Source organism: Rossellomorea sp. NRS-1567, from assembly GCF_050467885.1.
GTDB lineage: Bacteria > Bacillota > Bacilli > Bacillales > Bacillaceae_B > Rossellomorea > Rossellomorea aquimaris_C.
Map to the genome: position 1 here is coordinate 375644 of NZ_JBITPL010000015.1, position 17697 is coordinate 393340.

The 17697-nt window shown below is 39.5% G+C and carries 12 protein-coding genes; 9 read left to right on the top strand and 3 right to left on the bottom strand.

Features of this window, described 5'->3' with window-relative positions; all coding sequences use genetic code 11:
• Positions 1-62 precede the first annotated feature (62 nt).
• From ACIFOD_RS11235 to ACIFOD_RS11275, 9 genes are all read left to right on the top strand, one after another.
• The gene (locus tag ACIFOD_RS11235; RefSeq protein WP_430314660.1) at positions 63-3227 is read left to right on the top strand and encodes an SNF2 helicase associated domain-containing protein; all 3165 of its coding nucleotides are present in this window, start codon (positions 63-65) and stop codon (positions 3225-3227) included.
• Positions 3228-3475: 248 nt separating this feature from the next.
• Entirely contained in the window at positions 3476-5065 is a 1590-nt protein-coding gene (locus tag ACIFOD_RS11240) for a spore germination protein (protein WP_430314662.1), read from the top strand.
• A 21-nt stretch (positions 5066-5086) separates the two neighbouring features.
• Positions 5087-6289: a Ger(x)C family spore germination protein gene (locus tag ACIFOD_RS11245; RefSeq protein WP_430314663.1), complete on the top strand. Its 1203-nt coding sequence runs from the start codon at positions 5087-5089 to the stop codon at positions 6287-6289.
• Positions 6290-6551: 262 nt separating this feature from the next.
• The gene (locus tag ACIFOD_RS11250; protein ID WP_430314664.1) at positions 6552-7679 is read left to right on the top strand and encodes a GerAB/ArcD/ProY family transporter; all 1128 of its coding nucleotides are present in this window, start codon (positions 6552-6554) and stop codon (positions 7677-7679) included.
• Between the two features lie 67 nt (positions 7680-7746).
• The gene (locus tag ACIFOD_RS11255; RefSeq protein WP_430314666.1) at positions 7747-8880 is read left to right on the top strand and encodes a GerAB/ArcD/ProY family transporter; all 1134 of its coding nucleotides are present in this window, start codon (positions 7747-7749) and stop codon (positions 8878-8880) included.
• Positions 8881-9125: 245 nt separating this feature from the next.
• On the top strand, positions 9126-9746 hold the full coding sequence (locus tag ACIFOD_RS11260; RefSeq protein WP_430314667.1) for a TetR/AcrR family transcriptional regulator: 621 nt from the start codon (positions 9126-9128) through the stop codon (positions 9744-9746).
• Between the two features lie 28 nt (positions 9747-9774).
• Positions 9775-10659: an ABC transporter ATP-binding protein gene (locus tag ACIFOD_RS11265; protein ID WP_430314668.1), complete on the top strand. Its 885-nt coding sequence runs from the start codon at positions 9775-9777 to the stop codon at positions 10657-10659.
• 6 nt (positions 10660-10665) lie between these two features.
• A complete protein-coding gene (locus ACIFOD_RS11270) occupies positions 10666-11457 on the top strand; it encodes an ABC transporter permease subunit (RefSeq protein WP_430314669.1) in 792 nt (263 codons plus the stop codon).
• Positions 11458-11472: 15 nt separating this feature from the next.
• A complete protein-coding gene (locus tag ACIFOD_RS11275) occupies positions 11473-12267 on the top strand; it encodes an ABC transporter permease subunit (protein ID WP_430314671.1) in 795 nt (264 codons plus the stop codon).
• Positions 12268-12343: 76 nt separating this feature from the next.
• Here the strand turns inward: ACIFOD_RS11275 and ACIFOD_RS11280 are convergent, their stop codons facing one another.
• From ACIFOD_RS11280 to ACIFOD_RS11290, 3 genes are all read right to left on the bottom strand, one after another.
• Positions 12344-12838 (bottom strand): DinB family protein, encoded by a 495-nt coding sequence (locus ACIFOD_RS11280; protein WP_397551507.1) that lies wholly within the window; start codon positions 12836-12838, stop codon positions 12344-12346.
• 135 nt (positions 12839-12973) lie between these two features.
• On the bottom strand, positions 12974-14431 hold the full coding sequence (locus tag ACIFOD_RS11285) for an MDR family MFS transporter (RefSeq protein WP_430314673.1): 1458 nt from the start codon (positions 14429-14431) through the stop codon (positions 12974-12976).
• A gap of 129 nt (positions 14432-14560) precedes the next feature.
• On the bottom strand, positions 14561-17620 hold the full coding sequence (locus tag ACIFOD_RS11290) for an efflux RND transporter permease subunit (RefSeq protein ID WP_430314674.1): 3060 nt from the start codon (positions 17618-17620) through the stop codon (positions 14561-14563).
• Positions 17621-17697 lie beyond the last annotated feature (77 nt).

Here is a 17697-nt window from a genome sequence, read left to right on the forward strand (position 1 = left end):
TGAAGAAAACCAATTAGGAACTTTCGCTTACATACAAACATTTCCAGGAAGGAACCAGACACGTGAAGGTCATACATCAAAAACTTATAAAAGAACGATGCGGTACTGTTTCTTTCAAAAGGGGAGAGGGCTATTACCGTTCCAATAAAGTGAAAGTGGACGAATTCAGTTCAAATTATTGTGAAGCGACCGTTACGGGGGAGGAAGATTTCCACGTAACCATTACAGGGGGAGCTAATGAAGAACTCCACGCAAAGTGCAGCTGTCCCAAACTGGCATCGTTTGATAATGATTGTCAACATATCGCAGCTGTCCTACTCTCCATTCATTATGAGCAGCGGCGGGGAAACAGCCAAGAAGGGGAAGTAACAGAAGAATTTTTCACCTTGTTTCAGGATGAATCCATACGACCCACAGGTCACCAGAGGCATTTTGAAAATAGACAAGTTCTGCAATGTGAAATAATGATTAAGCCTGTAACCTTAAAAACAGGTGGAGCTGTGATCGGGATTGAATTAACGATACACTCTGTCAAGGTTCAACGGGTTAGAGGGTTTCTACAGAGCATCAAAGAAGGAGTTCCCTTTCATCTTTCAGAATCATTCATTTTCAATCAACAACTTCATTGCTTTGAAATCGATACCGATACTGTGATGCAACAGCTTAGTATAGTGGCCCAGGAAGAGACAATATACTCTTTAACTGAAGTGAACAATAATGAACAATTGCTCATTCCATCCTCATCATGGGAGCGGCTTTTACAATTCCTTTTAAAAGCGCCAAGGGTTAAAGTAGAGCAAAGTCAGCACACCGTAGAGGGGATCAAGCTATTGAAGACCCCGCTTCCATTGAAGTTCCAATTTGCCCAAAATGAGAATGGAAGCTATCGATTACACATAACCGGGTTAAAAAATATGGTCGTCCTGGAGGAATATCAAGCCGTTTTTCATGAAGGAACATTGACCCGACTGGACACCAGGGATTGCAAGCGTCTTTCTGAATTAAAGCGACTTCTAACCAAATCAGGAACAGATTCGATTCCCATTCCTCAAACCAAGATAGGCTTTTTTCTAGAGAAAGTAGCGATTGGTTTGAAGAAATTGGGGAAGGTCACAATCTCGGACGAAATTTCCAGAAGGGTGGAAAAGTCGCCGCTTGTTGCAAAGCTGTATCTTGACCGGGTGAAGAATCGCTTGCTGGCGGGTCTTGAATTTCATTACGAAAATGTAGTGATTCACCCATTAGAAAATCGAGAACCACCCTCGGGATCCTTACTAATAAGAGAGGTGGAGAAAGAAGATACCATCCTTGAATTAATGGAAGAGTTCTCTTTTGGAAAAACAGAAGGCGGTTACTTTTTACACAATGAGGATTTAGAGTATGAATTTTTAACTTACGGAGTGACGAAGATTCAGAAGCTTGTCCAGATCTACGCGACTACTGCAGTTAGAAACCGTGTCTTTAAGGGCAATAATGGTCCGAAGATTCGGGTAAAGGTGAAGAAAGAACGAATGAACTGGCTGGAATTCAAATTTGAAATGGATGGGATCCCTGACAGACAGATCATGGAGATCCTTGATGCCTTAGATGAAAAACGTAAATATTACCGGATGCGAAACGGATCGCTTCTGTCACTGGAATCCACTGAATTCCAGGACATTCAGCGATTTCTTCATACGTCACAAGCGGAGAAAAATGATTTAATCAAGGGACTCGAACTGCCATTGCATCAAAGTATTCAACTCCTGGACTCAGTTGATGCGAGCCACACGTTCACATTAGGGGAATCGTATAAAGAGTTCCTGCAACATATCATGAATCCCGGCAGTATGGAATTTGCCGTACCACCAACCTTGAACACACTGTTGAGAGAATATCAAAAAGACGGCTATCAATGGATGAAAACCCTGGCCTTTTATGGTCTGGGCGGGATCTTAGCCGACGATATGGGGTTAGGAAAAACCATTCAAAGCATTTCTTTTATTGTTTCTGAGTTAGATGAGATTAGGACGCAGAAACTTCCGGCTCTGATTGTTTGTCCTTCGTCCCTCACCTATAACTGGCAAAGTGAATTTACGAAGTTTGCTCCTGAAATACAAGCAGTGATACTGGATGGAAATAAAGCAGAACGGATGAAGAAGCAGAATGGATTAAAGGATGTCGATGTGATCATCATTTCCTATCCGTTACTTCGAAGTGATATCAAGTGGTACGAGCAACAGAAATTTCACACGGTGTTTTATGATGAGGCTCAGGCGTTCAAAAATCCAATAACGCAAACAGCAAGAAGCGTAAAGAAGATCGAAGCCAATCACCGTTTCGCATTAACGGGAACCCCTGTTGAAAATTCCCTTGAAGAGCTGTGGTCAATCTTCCACGTAATATTTCCGGGGTTATTTCGAGGGCTTAAAGATTACAGTCGTCTTACAAAAAAAGATATCGCCAAAAGAATTCGCCCGTTTGTTCTGCGCAGGATGAAGGAAGATGTTTTATCAGAACTTCCGGAAAAAATGGAAATCATGGAATCGGCGGAACTGCTGCCGCCACAAAAGGAATTGTACGCTGCTTATTTAGCCAAGCTGCGTCACGATACGCTTAAGCACCTGGATAAAAATACTTTGAGGAAAAACAGAATCAAAATTCTCGCTGGTTTAACCAGACTTCGACAAATATGCTGTCATCCAGGTTTATTTGTAGAGGGGTACCAGGGAACTTCAGCAAAATTGATTCAGCTCATGGAGATTTTAGAAGAATCAAGGCTTTCAGGAAGGCGGGTGTTGATTTTTTCGCAGTTTACTAAAATGCTTGAGTTCATCGGAAGAGAGCTGTCGGCAAAGGGACAGACCTTCTTTTACCTTAATGGTTCAACGCCTTCCGAAGAGCGGGTAGGCATGTGCAACAGATTTAATGAAGGTGAACGCGACCTGTTTCTTATTTCATTGAAAGCGGGAGGTACGGGACTCAATTTAACAAGCGCTGATACGGTCATCCTCTATGATACATGGTGGAATCCTGCTGTCGAAGAGCAAGCAGCGGATCGAGCCCACCGCATGGGGCAAAAAAATGAAGTACAAGTCATCAAGCTCATTTCCCGCGGAACCATTGAAGAAAAAATGAATGAGCTGCAAGAAAAAAAGAGACACCTCATTCAAGAGGTGATCGACCCTGAAGATAAAATCGTTTCTTCCATGACGGAAGATGAGCTTAGAGAAATATTATCGTTTTAGTCAATATAAAGGTGGAGCTTCTATATAAATGAAGCTTCACCTTTTATTTATATATTCCTCCTGAATTTTAGAAAGAAGGCTCACATCGAACGAATAAATATTTAATAAATAAGCATGATAAATGGGAAAGAATAGAAAGTTTCATGCGAAGAAGAGATTGTTGTTTTTTCAAAATGGTTGTGATCTATTATTTGAAATGAATGTGGCAACTAATGATAAAAATTTGTACATAAAGTCAGGTGTAATTTATGCAAAGACGTTCAAAAACAAATAAAGAAGATGAAGCAGATACGACCTCCACTCCTCAAGATAATAACAAGGGTACATCACAAGAGATTCAATTACATCCAAGCTTAGAAGAAAATCTAAAGTCCATCTCAAAAGCAATTGGAAATAGTGATGATGTTGTCATAAGGAAAATTAAATTAGGAAAAGGAGGGTGCATAGAGGCAGGGATCATTTATACAGATGGTATCGTTGACACAAAATCAATCAATGATTTTCTCTTAGAACCTCTCATGATTGACTTTGATTCTGAAGACAATAGTGATACTGAAAGAGATTTATTGGATTGTTTGAGAGATTCTGTTGTTGCTGTTGGAAATATTCAAGAATGTAAAGATTTTCAGACACTATATTCCACTCTCTTTTCTGGACACGTCATCGTTTTAATTAATGGATTTACGAGAGGATTCACTATCGATTTAAGTGGAGGAAAGGACAGGGAAGTAGCAGAAGCCACTCAGGAATCAGTTGTCAGAGGACCGAGGGAAGCGTTTACAGAGTCGTTACGGACGAATACAGCTTTGATAAGACGGAAAATCAATGATTCAAACCTTTGGGTAGAGTCTAAAAGGATTGGTAGAGTCACAAAAACGCAGGTTTCTGTTATGTACATTAAAGGAATCGTCAATGACAAAGTGCTGGAAGAGGTAAGAGAGCGTCTCGATCGAATTGAGATTGATGGGATATTAGAAAGCGGTTATATTGAGGAACTGATTGAAGATAAAACATTCTCTCCATTCCCTACAATATATAACACAGAACGCCCCGACGTGGTTGCCGCTTGCCTTTTGGAAGGGCGTGTAGCCATTTTGGTAAATGGTACTCCCTTTGTTCTAGTGGTCCCTTCATTATTCACCCAGTTTTTCCAAGCTGCTGAAGACTATTATCAAAGGTGGGATTTTAGTACCCTCATACGTTTCCTTCGTTTAATTTGCTTTTTCATCGCTTTATTAGCCCCGTCCATTTTTATTGCTGTCACTACGTATCATCATGAGATGATACCGACCCCACTCCTTATTAGTCTGGCGTCTCAGCGTGAAGGTGTCCCATTTCCTGCTTTTGTCGAAGCACTAATAATGGAAGTAACGTTTGAAATATTAAGGGAAGGCGGTATAAGGATGCCGAGAGCAATCGGGCAAGCCGTCTCCATTGTTGGCACATTGGTCATTGGAACAGCAGCGGTAGAAGCCGGAATTGTGTCTGCTGCAATGGTCATTGTTGTATCTATTACAGCGATTGCGAGTTTCGTGGTACCGTCTAACAATATGGGTATTTCTATTAGAATGATCCGCTTTATATTTATGGGATTGGCTGCGTCATTTGGCATTTTCGGGATTACCGCTGCGTTTATTGCAATGATACTCCATTTATGCAGTTTACGTTCGTTTGGCATTCCTTATATGAGTCCTTTTGGACCGTTTAATGCTGAAGATCAAAAGGATTCCCTATTCAGATTTCCTCACTGGGGATTGATCTCACGCCCACATTTAATGAATCACCAGAATGTGAATCGTGAAAATAGTCCATCCCCAACCCCACCTGATAATCAATAATAGATGTATGGAGGTTGTTAGATGCTTAGAAAAACAATAACTCTCCTTTATATTTTTCTTTTGATTCTTTGTACTACAGGTTGTTGGAACCGGGTTGAGTTAAATGAACTGGCCATAAGTGTAGGTCAAGGAATCGATAAAGAGGATGGTAAATACAAGGTATCTACACAAATTGTTATTCCGAGTGAAGTTGCTTTAAAAGCAGGTGCGCACTCTGGAATACCCGTAACCCTTTTTACAGGGACTGAAGAAACCGTATTTGAAGCAATGCGGGAAATAACGACCGTCAGTCCAAGGAAGATTTATCATTCTCATCTCAGGATTCTTGTCATTGGGGAAGAATTGGCCAAAGAAGGAATAGGAAAAGTGTTGGACTTTTATGCAAGGGATCATGAATACCGGACAGATTTCTTTATTGTAATTGCCAAGGAAACGACTGCTGAGAATATATTATCAATGTTAACTACAATTGAGAAAATACCGGCAAACAATATGCTCTCCTCTCTGGAAACCTCAGAGAAGACATGGGCCCCGACAACCTCCGTAACCTTACATGAGCTTATCAGGAGCCTGGTGACTGAAGGAAAGAGTCCTGTACTAACAGGTATTGAAATTAAAGGTGAACCTTCTATTGGAGATAACGTTCAGAACATAGAACAGATTAACCCTGCAGCCTATTTAAAATATTCCGGCATAGCGGTTTTCAAGAGAGACAGAATGTTGGGATGGTTAAACCAGGAACAGAGTAGAGGGTATAACGTCATCATGGATAATGTGAAAAACACGGTGGCTAATGTCCAGTGTCCAAGCGAAGGGGAAATGAATTTTGAGGTTATACAGTCAAAAACGAAAGTAAAAGGAAAAGTGGAAAATGGAACTCCAAAAATTGAAGTTTCTATCGAGGCCGAAGGAAATATAGGAGAAGTGAAATGCGCCATTGATTTAACAAAACCTAAAACCATTTATGAATTAGAGAAGCAAACAGAGGATAGTTTTGTGAAGCTCACTCAAGAAACAATAAAAACAGTTCAGGAAGATTTCGGAGTCGATATTTTCGGATTTGGAGATGTCATTCATCGTTCAGACCCTGAGTTATGGAAGAAGCTAAAAAAGGATTGGAATGAGAAACACTTCACTGATCTTGAAGTGAATGTGAAAGCTGATATAAAAATACGCCGTTTAGGTAAGATAGGAAACTCGTTTTTACCTGAAATGAAGGAGTGACCATAATGTGGGCAACCCTGGGAATTGTTATTGTAGCTATCCTCATTTTTATGGCTGAAGCACCTTCCCTTTTGAAAAATAAAGCTAAAAGAGAGCTATGGGTATTTTCTGTTCTATTCGTTATAGGAGTTGGATTAAGCATAACGAGAGGTTTAAATGTCAGTATCCCAAATCCCTTGGACGTACTTATCATCGTATATAAACCTCTCAGTGATTTGCTCACGTCGTTGTTAAATTCATAGTAAATGAGGTGTGAATTCTTTTGGATAACAAAAAAATAGATCTTCCTCAGTTTACTATACTTGTAATACTCATTACCATTGGAGATTCTATTCTGGTATTACCGGCAATACCAGCTGCTATAGCCAAACAAGACGCCTGGTTATCAGCGATTCTCGGATTATTAATTGGTTTATTTGTTGTCTATTTATTAGGAACGGTAGGGAAACTATATCCTCATTTAACTTTAGTGGAATATAACGGAAAAATCCTTGGGAAGTGGCCTGGAATTGTTGTTTCAATCCTATTTATTTTTTACCCCGTGCTATCTGTTGCAGCACATGTAAGAGAAATCGGGGATTTTACAACAACACATATCATGACGAATACACCTGTGTTAATGGTGAACCTGTTATTTGTAGTCATTATTGTCATGGGGGCACGATTAGGTATCGAAGTGATTGCGAGATCAGGGGAAATCTTTTTCTTTTTCTTTACGATTCTATTTGTAGTATTTGTTATAGCGCTTATTCCCTTAATTGATTTCAAGAATGTGCAGCCTATTCTTGAGGGTGGGATAAAACCCGTCATTAACGGTGCCTTTACAGTAGTGGCCTTTCCTTTTATGGAATTAGTAGTGTTTCTAATGGTTTTACCCTATGTAAATCATCAAAAAAAAATCAGAAAAAGCTTTCTTATAGGTTCTTTATGTGGGGGGCTTGTATTAGTCATTATCATTTCTTTTACGATTCTAATACTGGGGTCCGATCTTACACAAAGGTCATTTTACCCTACATTTGCTTTAGCCAAAGTGATCAGGATTGGTGATTTCCTGGAAAGGATAGAAGTGATATTAGCCGTGATGTGGATTTTAACCACTTATTATAAGATTACGTTCTATTTTTATATTTTGAACGTAGCATTAGCCCAAATAGTAAGAATAAAGGAATACAAGGTACTTCTCTATCCAATGGGTATGATTATCACTGTACTTTCAATCGTCATTTCTCCAAATGCAGCTTATTTTAATGATACGATATCAAAATACTGGCCATTTTATGACAGTACATTTGGCGTGTTTTTACCTTTGCTTTTATTGACTGTAGCTTTCATAAGAAAAAAACATGGAAAGATAGGCTATAACCAAGAAAAAAGTAACACTGATCATTGAACGAAGTATAAGAATGGTTTAGTTATTGAATAGATTAGTTATTGAATAGTTGTAATTTTTTCACTGAGTGGGTGTAAGGGAGGGCTACCTCATAACAACATACAAAATAAATTCAACCCAGTTGTTTGTATTGATTTTCTTGTTTGAATTAGGCAGTTCAATTATCGTGGGATTAGGATTTGAAGCAAACCAGGATGCATGGTTAGTGATTCTATTAGCGATGATAGGTGGAATCATTCTATTTCTTTTGTATGAATCCCTTTTCAAACAGTACCCCAACCTTCTATTAACGGAATATGTGGAAAAGATAGTAGGGAAATACCCTGGGAAAATCATTGCTTTTATGTATATTCTTTATTTTTTCTATATCGCTGGAAGGGTGTTGCGGGATTTCGGAGACCTTCTTATTACAACCACACTTAGTCAAACACCATTAGTGGTCATAAATTCACTCATGGTATTATTGGTGGTTTACGCCTACTACTTAGGGATTGAGGTTATTGCGAGAACTGGCAATATATTTTTCATTATCCTAACGATCCTCGCTTCATTGTTTTTTATATTCGTGTTTATCGATCGCCTCCCGCAAATAGAGCATCTTCAACCTGTACTTGAAAATGGTTGGCTTCCTGTTATAAAAACAGCATTTCCCTTAACCTTTACATTCCCTTTCGGTGAACTTATCGTGTTTACGATGATTTTCCCATTTTTAAATAGAAAGGAAAAGGTATTGAAGACAGGGCTCTTTGCAGTAATATTTAGTGGTACCGTACTCATGGTAACCATGGGTGTCATATTAAGTATACTCGGGCCCATTATAGGAAAAAACACAGAATTCCCCCTTATGGAAGCAATAGAAAAAGTAAATATTGCCGAAATTATTCAACGTTTAGATCCCATCGCACTCGGGATATTCATTATAGGTGTCTATTTTAAAATAACCCTTTTCTTTTTTGCAGGAATGTATGGATTCGAGAGATTGTTTCGTATCAAGAAGCAGAAATTCTTTTTATTACTAACGGGTACAGCACTTCTAGCAAGCTCAGTTTTTATGGCTGAAGGATTTACACAGCATCTACAAGTAGGTCTGAAAGTTGTTCCGTTATATGTACATATGCCATTTCAGGTGTATATTCCAATATTATTATTTCTAATTATGGTAGTGAAAAGATTATTCAAAAAAAGGAGCCGTTCCCTGTAGAAGGTCAATTTAAAAACATGAAAATGTGGAAAAAGATGAAAAAGCTTAGAAATAATGAGCTTTTTTCTTTTTTACGTTACTGGTTAGGAATATCTTCTGATTGAAATAATGATCAAAGGAAAAGTACATAAAAAAGGATAAACTATTATACAAAAATAACATTGACCAAACTGGTCAAAAAAGGCTATAATAAAATTGACCGATGTGGTCAAACGCTTGTCCCCTTAAAGGAGGAAGAGAAAATATTGTTTAAAACATTGAACATAGATCCTGAGAAAGAAGAAAGGATCATTAATGCAGCAACACAAGTTTTTGCGAAGAATGGTTACCAAAATGCCTCGACAAACGCGATTGTGAAGGAAGCAAAGATTTCAAAGGGCATTTTATTTCATTATTTTAATAGCAAAAAGGATTTGTATGTTTCACTGTACGAACATCTATCCGATTTATTCACTGAGAAGATTTATGAGCGTATAGACTGGAAAGAGCGCGATATTTTCGTTGCGATTCGTGCAGTAACGTTGATAAAGTTTGAGCTTTTTGCCGTGTATCCTCATCTGATAAATTTTCTTACTAGTGCATTTCTTGAAGAAGCACCGGAAGTGAAAGATGATATCGAGAAGATTAAAGCCAAAATGGTGGAGCACAGCTTTGCAAAATTATTCTCCAATATGGATACATCGAAATTCAAAGAAGGTGTCGATGTGAAAAAGTCGATTCAAATTATTTATTGGACCTTTGAAGGAATAGCCAATCAACAACAACAAAAAGCTAAGAAACTTTCTGTAGACGAAATTGATCAAGAAGAAGTGCTGACTGAAATCGATTCCTACATCGAATTATTAAAGGCATCATTCTATAAATAAGATATAGGAAAAGGGGAGGATGAAATCCATGAATGTAATTGAAATTAATGAATTAACGAAAACGTACGGAAAGTCGAGAGGGATCACAGACATCAGTTTCCAAGTGAAAGAAGGGGAAATCTTTGGCTTTATCGGGCCTAACGGGGCAGGGAAATCAACGACGATCAGAACCCTCCTTTCGCTGATTCATCCGACGAGCGGCAGTGCGAAAATATTCGGAAAGGATTGTATTGAGTCCGCTCCAGAGATTGCGAAGGAAGTAGGATATCTTCCATCTGAAGTGTTCTATTACGACAATATGAAGGTGATGGATCTTCTAAAGTATTCAGCAAGCTTCTACAAGAAAGACTGCACGAAGAGGATTAAAGAATTAGCTGAAGTGCTGAACTTAGATTTAACGAAGAAGATTGACGATCTCTCACTTGGAAACAAAAAGAAAGTGGGAATCGTTCAAGGACTGCTTCATGAACCGAAGCTCATTATCCTGGATGAACCAACTTCAGGCTTGGATCCATTAATGCAACAAAAATTCTTCGAACTGCTTCAAGCTGAAAATAAGAAGGGAGCCACCATTCTATTTTCTTCTCATATTTTAAGTGAAGTTCAGCGACTATGTGATCGAGTAGCAATCATTAAAGAAGGAAAAATCGTTCAAGTTGAAAAAATCAGCACGTTAAAAGAAAACAATCATAAAAAATTCAAACTTGAAATGAAAAGTGATGTAGATAAATCATACTTCGAGCTTGAAGGTGTGAGCAATCTTGAAGTGAATCAAAATCATGTCAGCTTCCTGTTCAGGGGTAATATCAACACGGTGATGAAGAAGATTGCCGATATCCAAATTGCTAATCTTTGGATCGAGGAGCCGGATTTAGAAGAAATCTTCATGCACTATTATGAAAAGGAGGCTTGATCCTCTATGAATATCTTTTTATATGAATTAAAGGCTTATCGAAAGTCAACGTTTATTTGGACCGGTGCACTTATTGTTTTAGTGATCCTGTTTATGTCGATGTTTCCTTCTATTTCTAAAGAAATTAATGAATTTAAGAAACTCCTGGAAGGATTCCCAGAGGGAGTAAGAAAAGCGCTAGGTATCCAGGTGGACACTATAGGCTCTCTAAATGGTTATTATTCGTATATATTTTTGTACATCACACTATGCGGTACGATTCAAGCCATGAATCTGGGGATTTCAATTAGCTCGAAGGAAATTCGTGAAAAGACAGCTGATTTTCTATTGACCAAACCAGTAACCCGTACGAAGATCCTTTCTTCTAAAATACTCGCAGCTTTAACATCGCTGCTTTTTACAAATATCGTGTATGTGATTGCAGCAATCATTGTGGCGAATGTCGTGACAGTGGAGAATTTCAGTCTGTATGTATTCTTGCTGATTTCTTTAACTCTCTTATTCACTCAATTGATTATGTTTGCCGTTGGAATCATCACTGCTGTTATATTTCCGAAGGTGAAATCGGTAATCAGCTTATCACTCGGTGTCGTGTTTGCTTTTTTTCTAATAGGTATGGTTGCAGCTGCTGAGGAGGCCACTCGTTATTTATCTCCATTTAAGTACTTTGACTATAGCTATATCATGAACCACGAGGGGTACGAATGGTCATTCCTGCTATTAGGGATGTTCTTGATTGTTCTTTCACTGATCGGCAGCTTCGTTATTTACAACAAAAAAGATATTCATACGGTATAAGGGGAGGGGAACAAGATGAACGTATATATAAGAGAAATGAAGGCTCACCGTAAATCCCTCATCATTTGGTGTATAGGGATGATTGCCTTGATCGGTTCGGGTATGGGGAAGTTTGCAGGATTCTCTTCTTCAGGTCAATCCATGAATCAGCTAATGGCTCAAATGCCAAAATCACTCCAAGCATTTCTAAGCGTAGGTAGTCTCGATATGTCGACTGCCAGTGGATTTTATGGAGTGCTCTTTCTGTATATAGTGTTGCTCTCAACGATTCATGCAACAATGATTGGTGCAACAATCATTTCAAAGGAAGAAAGGGATAAAACCGTAGAGTTTCTGTTCGTAAAACCACTGCCCAGGAAGAAAATCATAGGGATTAAATTGTTGGCAGCTCTTACGCAAGTTGGGATTCTGTCGATCATCACATGGTCAGCTTCTTTACTTATAGTAGGAAGATATAGTGAAGGAGAATCCATTATCAGCGATATCGGGAACACCATGTTTGGAATGTTAATTTTACAAGTATTATTTTTAGTAATCGGAACAGCGATTGCAGCTTCGACCAAAAAGCCTGGAAAAGCCGCTACATTAGCAACGGGCGTTTTATTAGTCACCTTTATTCTTTCTTTTGCCATCGACTTGAGCGAAAAAATCGAAGACTTGAAATACTTCACACCATTCAAGTACTTTGAAGCGAAGACTGTGATGGATGGCGGTTTGGAATTAATATTTGTTGGGATATCGCTTGCTCTGATAGGTGTATTAGCAGTATCTACGTTTGTATTTTATGATAAGCGGGATTTGAATATATAGAAGTAAGGTACGAAGATATAAAGAGAATATTGAAAAAGGATCTTTTCCATTAAGGAAAAGATCCTTTTTTAGTAACTTATAATTTTGCCTTTAGTTCTTCAATCTGTTCCAAATGCCTCTTTTCATGGTACCCAATAAACGGTACCCATTCATCTAATCGGATAAGTCCGAAAATAGGATGAGGATACGCTTTTTTCTGTAATTCTTCTTTGCTTGTTGTATAAAGAAAGGTAAGAAGGTCTTTACGGGAAGCATTCAGTTTGTCGTTCATTTCTTGAAGTGTAAGACTTTCTTCAGTAGGAACGACAAATGGAGGTGCATCTACTTTTGTCGATCGGTCCACCGTATAGTGGATCGGCTTCGATGGCACTTCCTGCTCTTCACCTTTAGCTAACGTTGATTGAATCGCTTTAGTCAAGGATCTCTCCATTAGATACAGGTGATCCAGCACTTGCATGATTGTCCAGCGGTCTTCCTCAATTCTTTTGTTTAAATCATCATTGGTTAAACCGCTCACACTATTCAATAGGTCAGAACGGATGTCCTCAATTAGATTGATCTGTTTGTCCATATAAGCTCCTCCTCATGGGTGGTTTCAACATCCATTTTACTCTTTTAGAAAGATGGACGTACAGTAATAGCACTTTTGAAAAAAAGCTCAGGAATCTGAGCTTTACATGTAATATGGTAAATCGTTAACGTAACTTTAACTTTCACTCTCACTTCCAGCCTGTTCTCCTTCTCCAACAAAATCAGGAGCAACAGCTTTTCGGATGAATAGTGAAATAAGGAAAGCGAGGGCAGCTAAGGCAAGAGCAAACCAATAAGCATGATGTACACCATAGGTCATGGCATTATTTAAGAGTCCTTCTGTCACCTCACCCGATTTCCCTTCAATATACCCGGCCTGACTTTGTGTCATGATGCTGACAAAGATGGAAACACCCAGAGCTCCTGCGACTGGCTGCAGGGTGTTTGCAATGGCGGTTCCATGTGGATATAAATGCTTTGGTAGTTCATTTAAACCATTCGTTTGTGCAGGCATCATGATTGCTGAAATGGATAGCATCAGAACCATATAGAAAAGAACGAATAACCAGATCGGTGTAGATGGATTGATCGTGCTGAAGAAAATCATTACCCCCACTAAGGTTAAGGTTCCTGGAATGATCAGTTTTCTTGGGCCGTATTTATCGAATAACGATCCCATCGTTGGAGACATAAGACCATTTAAGAGTGCCCCGGGAAGTAATAATAATCCTGCTGCTTTTGCAGAATATCCGAGAGGTCCTTGTAAGTACATTGGCATGACGATTTCGGATGCAAACATAGCCATGATGACGATGACGAAGATCGAAACTCCTCTCGCATAGCTTTTATATCGGAAAACACGAACATCGAGAAGTGGTTCATCAAGCTTTAATTGACGAAGGACAAATAGGACCAGACTAATAACCGAGATTGAAATGATCACGATGATTTTCATAGATGTAAATCCGGCAGCTTCCTCTCCTGCTGAACTAAATCCATAGACGATTCCTCCAATACCGATAGAAGAAAGGATAATGGAAAAGATATCCACACTGGGACGAGTGATTTCGCCGACATTTTGTAAATATTTTAGAGCGAATAGAATAGAGAAAACGGCGAAGGGAATGACCGTAATGAATAACCATCTCCACCCTAACAAGTCGACAATCACACCAGAAAGAGTCGGTCCGATCGCTGGTGCAAACATAATGACCAGTCCGAACGTACCCATGATTTTACCGCGGACTTCCGGTCGGTAAATTAATAATAAAGCATTCATGATGACAGGAATGAGTAAACCGGTCCCAACAGCCTGAATCATCCGGCCGGCAAGTAACATAGGAAAATTCATGGCACATGCAGCAATCACCGTGCCGAGAAGAAACACACTCATCACACCGATAAACATTTGACGAGTCGTGAACCATTGGATAAGCAGGGCGGAGATAGGCATCAGCACACCCATGACGAGCATGAATCCTGTTGCTAACCACTGAACCGTGGGAGCATCGACGTTAAATACAGCCATTAATTCGGTTAGGGCGATATTTAACAACGTTTCATTTAATATGGCAAAAAAAGCACCGATCATAAAAGTAATGAGGATCGCTTTTGTATTGATTTGTGATGACATGTTGTTCCTCCATTAAAGATTAAAATAAAATACTTATCTATAATGCTTGATTTTGAATGATTTCTCAAGGGAATTGTTCCGTAAATCACGAAAAAGAGGGGTGTCACATGACACCCCTCCAGACCATTCTTATGCTTCTCGTTTTCTTCTTCTAAAGCGGTGGAAGACAAGATACATCATCGGAACTATGATCAGCGTTAATACAGCTGAGAACATGATACCTGAAATAATGGTAACAGCAAGTGGTGTAAAAAGGGCATCTCCGCTGACTGCAACTGGAATAAGTGCCACAATCGATGTGAGAGCTGTAAGTAGAATTGGACGAATTCGTGTACGTCCTGATTCAACCACAGCTTCTTTGACGTTCATTCCATTTTTCAATCCTTGTTCAATGAATTCAATCAGAACAACCGAGTTTCTGACAACAATCCCGGTCAAGGATACCATACCCATCACAGCCAGGAAGCTGATCGGGGTTTGAGTAACGAATAACCCGAGAATCGCACCTGCAATCGCAAGATAAACCGCAACAAGAACTAAGAACGGAAGTGATAAAGAATTAAATTGAAGGGCAATGACTAAATACACTAAGAATATAACGATTGTAAAGAGTATGGTGATTTCAGAAAAGAAGTCATTCTGGGCTTGATTTTCTCCACCAAGTGTAATCGAATAGTCATTATCATCAAGATTTTCTCGTACATCTTTCAATATATCCTGGACATTTTCTTTATAGTTCTCCTCATTCTCAGGGAAGGCACGAATCGTGATTGCACGCTCGCCGTCTTTATGAGGGATGAGTTGTAGTTCTTCTTTCTTCTCGGGAGTCACTAGCTCATCAAGAGAAATCAGCTTCGGTGGTCCAGCAGGATTAGCAGTTTCAGCGGGAATCTCAAGAGAAGACAGGTCGACTTCTTCATTATTCCCTTCCAAAACCAGTGTCATATCACGTTTTGTGACACCATTATCAAAGGCTTTCATCGGAATGCCTTCTGTAGCCAATCGCAGCTGTTGGCTGATTTGATTGATCGTAACACCATTTTCCTCGAGGAGCTCGCGGTTAGGAACATATTCAACCGTTGGCTCCATTTCCCCGACATTATCAACGACCAGATCAGTATCCAGTTTTTCAATTTCAGATGAAATCTTATTACGAAGTTCAATTAATTTTTCCATCTCAGGACCAGAAACCGTAACTGTAACGGGAGCCCCTGCCGGTGGACCTTGCTGGATTGTTTCCATGAAGATCAACGCATTTGGATACTCTTCTCTCAGTTTGTCAGTCCATTCGTCAATCAGACCTTGAGCCGTTTGGTTTTCACGATCGACTCTCGCGACTAATTGACCTGTATTTTGACCGGAATTTGATAGAGAGCTGTTAAATAAGTTAGGTAATCCTGAACCAGCAAAAGCAGAGGTTTCATAGACACCCTCATCTGTTTTTAACAGTTGTTCCATGTCTTCTAAAGTGCTCGCTGTTTCTTCAATCGTTGTGCCGATTGGCAATGTTACATCCACCGTTACTTCTTCTCGGTCCGCTGACGGGAAGAATTCAAATGGTGTAAGAGCAATCAGTCCAAAGATGGCGGTTGTGAAGACAAGGCCGATGGCAGATACCACGAAAGGTCGCTTTGAAAACTTCTTTAGAACAGTATCAGCATAAAAGTCAGCCAGTTTATTCAATGGTTTTCCTAGTAAACCAGGAGCATCAGATACCTTTTTAGTTGTTTTACTATAAAGCAGGTATCTCATGATTGGAACAAAGATCAATGCAACGAGTGTTGATGCAATGATCGTCGTAATCAGAACAGTCGGCAATGCTCTTATGAACGCTCCGTTTCCGCCTGATAAGAAAATAAGCGGTAGGAAGGTGAATACAATAGCTAGAGAAGAGGTCACGATCGAAACCCAGATCTCTTTGACACCATTTACGGCCCCCATTAGTGCACGATCACCAAGCTTGTAGCGACGTTGTATATTGTCATTCACAACAATCGAGTCATCCACAAGGATACCGAGAGCGATGATGGCACCGATGACAGAAATTTGGTTAAGGTCAACACCGGCAAACGGCAGTGGAATCAACCCCATCAAGACGGAAATAGGAACCGCTAATGCAACCACGAATGCGCCAGAAACGGTAAGTCCTAATGCAGTTGTCAAAATAACCGCTACAACGGAAATCGCAAGGGACATAAATAATCCATCAAAGATGTCTGTTACAATCGAAGCCTGAGAGTAATAAGGTTCTAGTTTCACATCAGAAGGAAGAGACTTTGCCAGTTCATCCACTTTGTCGCTTACTTTCTCATCTACAGAAGGGATATCTTCCCCTGACTGAACAAATGCTGTAAAGGATAGGGATGGCTTTCCTTCAAAGGTGACGATATCTTTTACTTCTTTAGGGGCTGCTTTAATGTTGGCGATGTCTTGTAGGTAGACTGATTCTCCTTGAGGATTCTTGCCAACAAAAAGCTCTTTCATTTCATCAAGAGTCGAGTAATGATCAACCGTTAATTGAACGACTTCGTTATCGACTTCTTGCTTTCCTAGAGGAGTAGGATAGTATTCGTCATTAATCGCACTCATGACAGTTGAAGGATTGAGTCCGGACGCTTTTAGTTCATCTTGTTTTAATTCGATAACAATTTCTTCTTCAGGTAATCCTTTTACCGCTACACTGGAGACACCAGTGATTTCCTTGACTTCTTCCTGCCAACGATTCATTTCCCCTCCAAGAGCAAGTAGGGACTCCTTGTTATCACTTGTGAGATGATAAGAAACAATAGGCATTTTCACCGTGGATTCGTTAATTTCCGGATCGAACACCTCATCAGGAAATGAGGTGGATGCATCGGAGACAGCTTGTCGCACATCCCCAAACACTTCTTTTTTGTTTTCTCCATCTTCAACCTCTACAATAATAGTAGAGAAACCGGCTGAAGAGGAGGAACTGATTTCTTTAATTCCATCAATCGACTGGAGGGAAGATTCGATGGAATTGGTTACCGTCCTCTCAACTGAGTCAACGGTTGCACCTGGATAAACGGTGCTGACCGTTCCGATGTTTACGCTAGTTTCCGGGATTTCTCGCTGTGGTAATTGTAGGAACGTTAATACACCGATAATCACAAACAACACGACGAAAATCAGCGCGATTTTGGAACGGTTTAAAATAGCTTTCAACATGAATGTTATCCTCCTTTAAAAAGTTTTGACTCATTGGTCAAATGATTTTTTTATAACTTGAGTAATTGCTGATATAA

Bases quoted from the DNA above. Each gene is read 5' to 3' on its own strand.
- ACIFOD_RS11240 (WP_430314662.1), top strand. From the start codon at position 3,476: ATGCAAAGACGTTCAAAAACAAATAAAGAAGATGAAGCAGATACGACC.
- ACIFOD_RS11245 (WP_430314663.1), top strand. From the start codon at position 5,087: ATGCTTAGAAAAACAATAACTCTCCTTTATATTTTTCTTTTGATTCTT.
- ACIFOD_RS11265 (WP_430314668.1), top strand. From the start codon at position 9,775: ATGAATGTAATTGAAATTAATGAATTAACGAAAACGTACGGAAAGTCG.
- ACIFOD_RS11270 (WP_430314669.1), top strand. From the start codon at position 10,666: ATGAATATCTTTTTATATGAATTAAAGGCTTATCGAAAGTCAACGTTT.
- ACIFOD_RS11275 (WP_430314671.1), top strand. From the start codon at position 11,473: ATGAACGTATATATAAGAGAAATGAAGGCTCACCGTAAATCCCTCATC.
- ACIFOD_RS11280 (WP_397551507.1), bottom strand. From the start codon at position 12,838: ATGGACAAACAGATCAATCTAATTGAGGACATCCGTTCTGACCTATTG.
- ACIFOD_RS11285 (WP_430314673.1), bottom strand. From the start codon at position 14,431: ATGTCATCACAAATCAATACAAAAGCGATCCTCATTACTTTTATGATC.
- ACIFOD_RS11290 (WP_430314674.1), bottom strand. From the start codon at position 17,620: ATGTTGAAAGCTATTTTAAACCGTTCCAAAATCGCGCTGATTTTCGTC.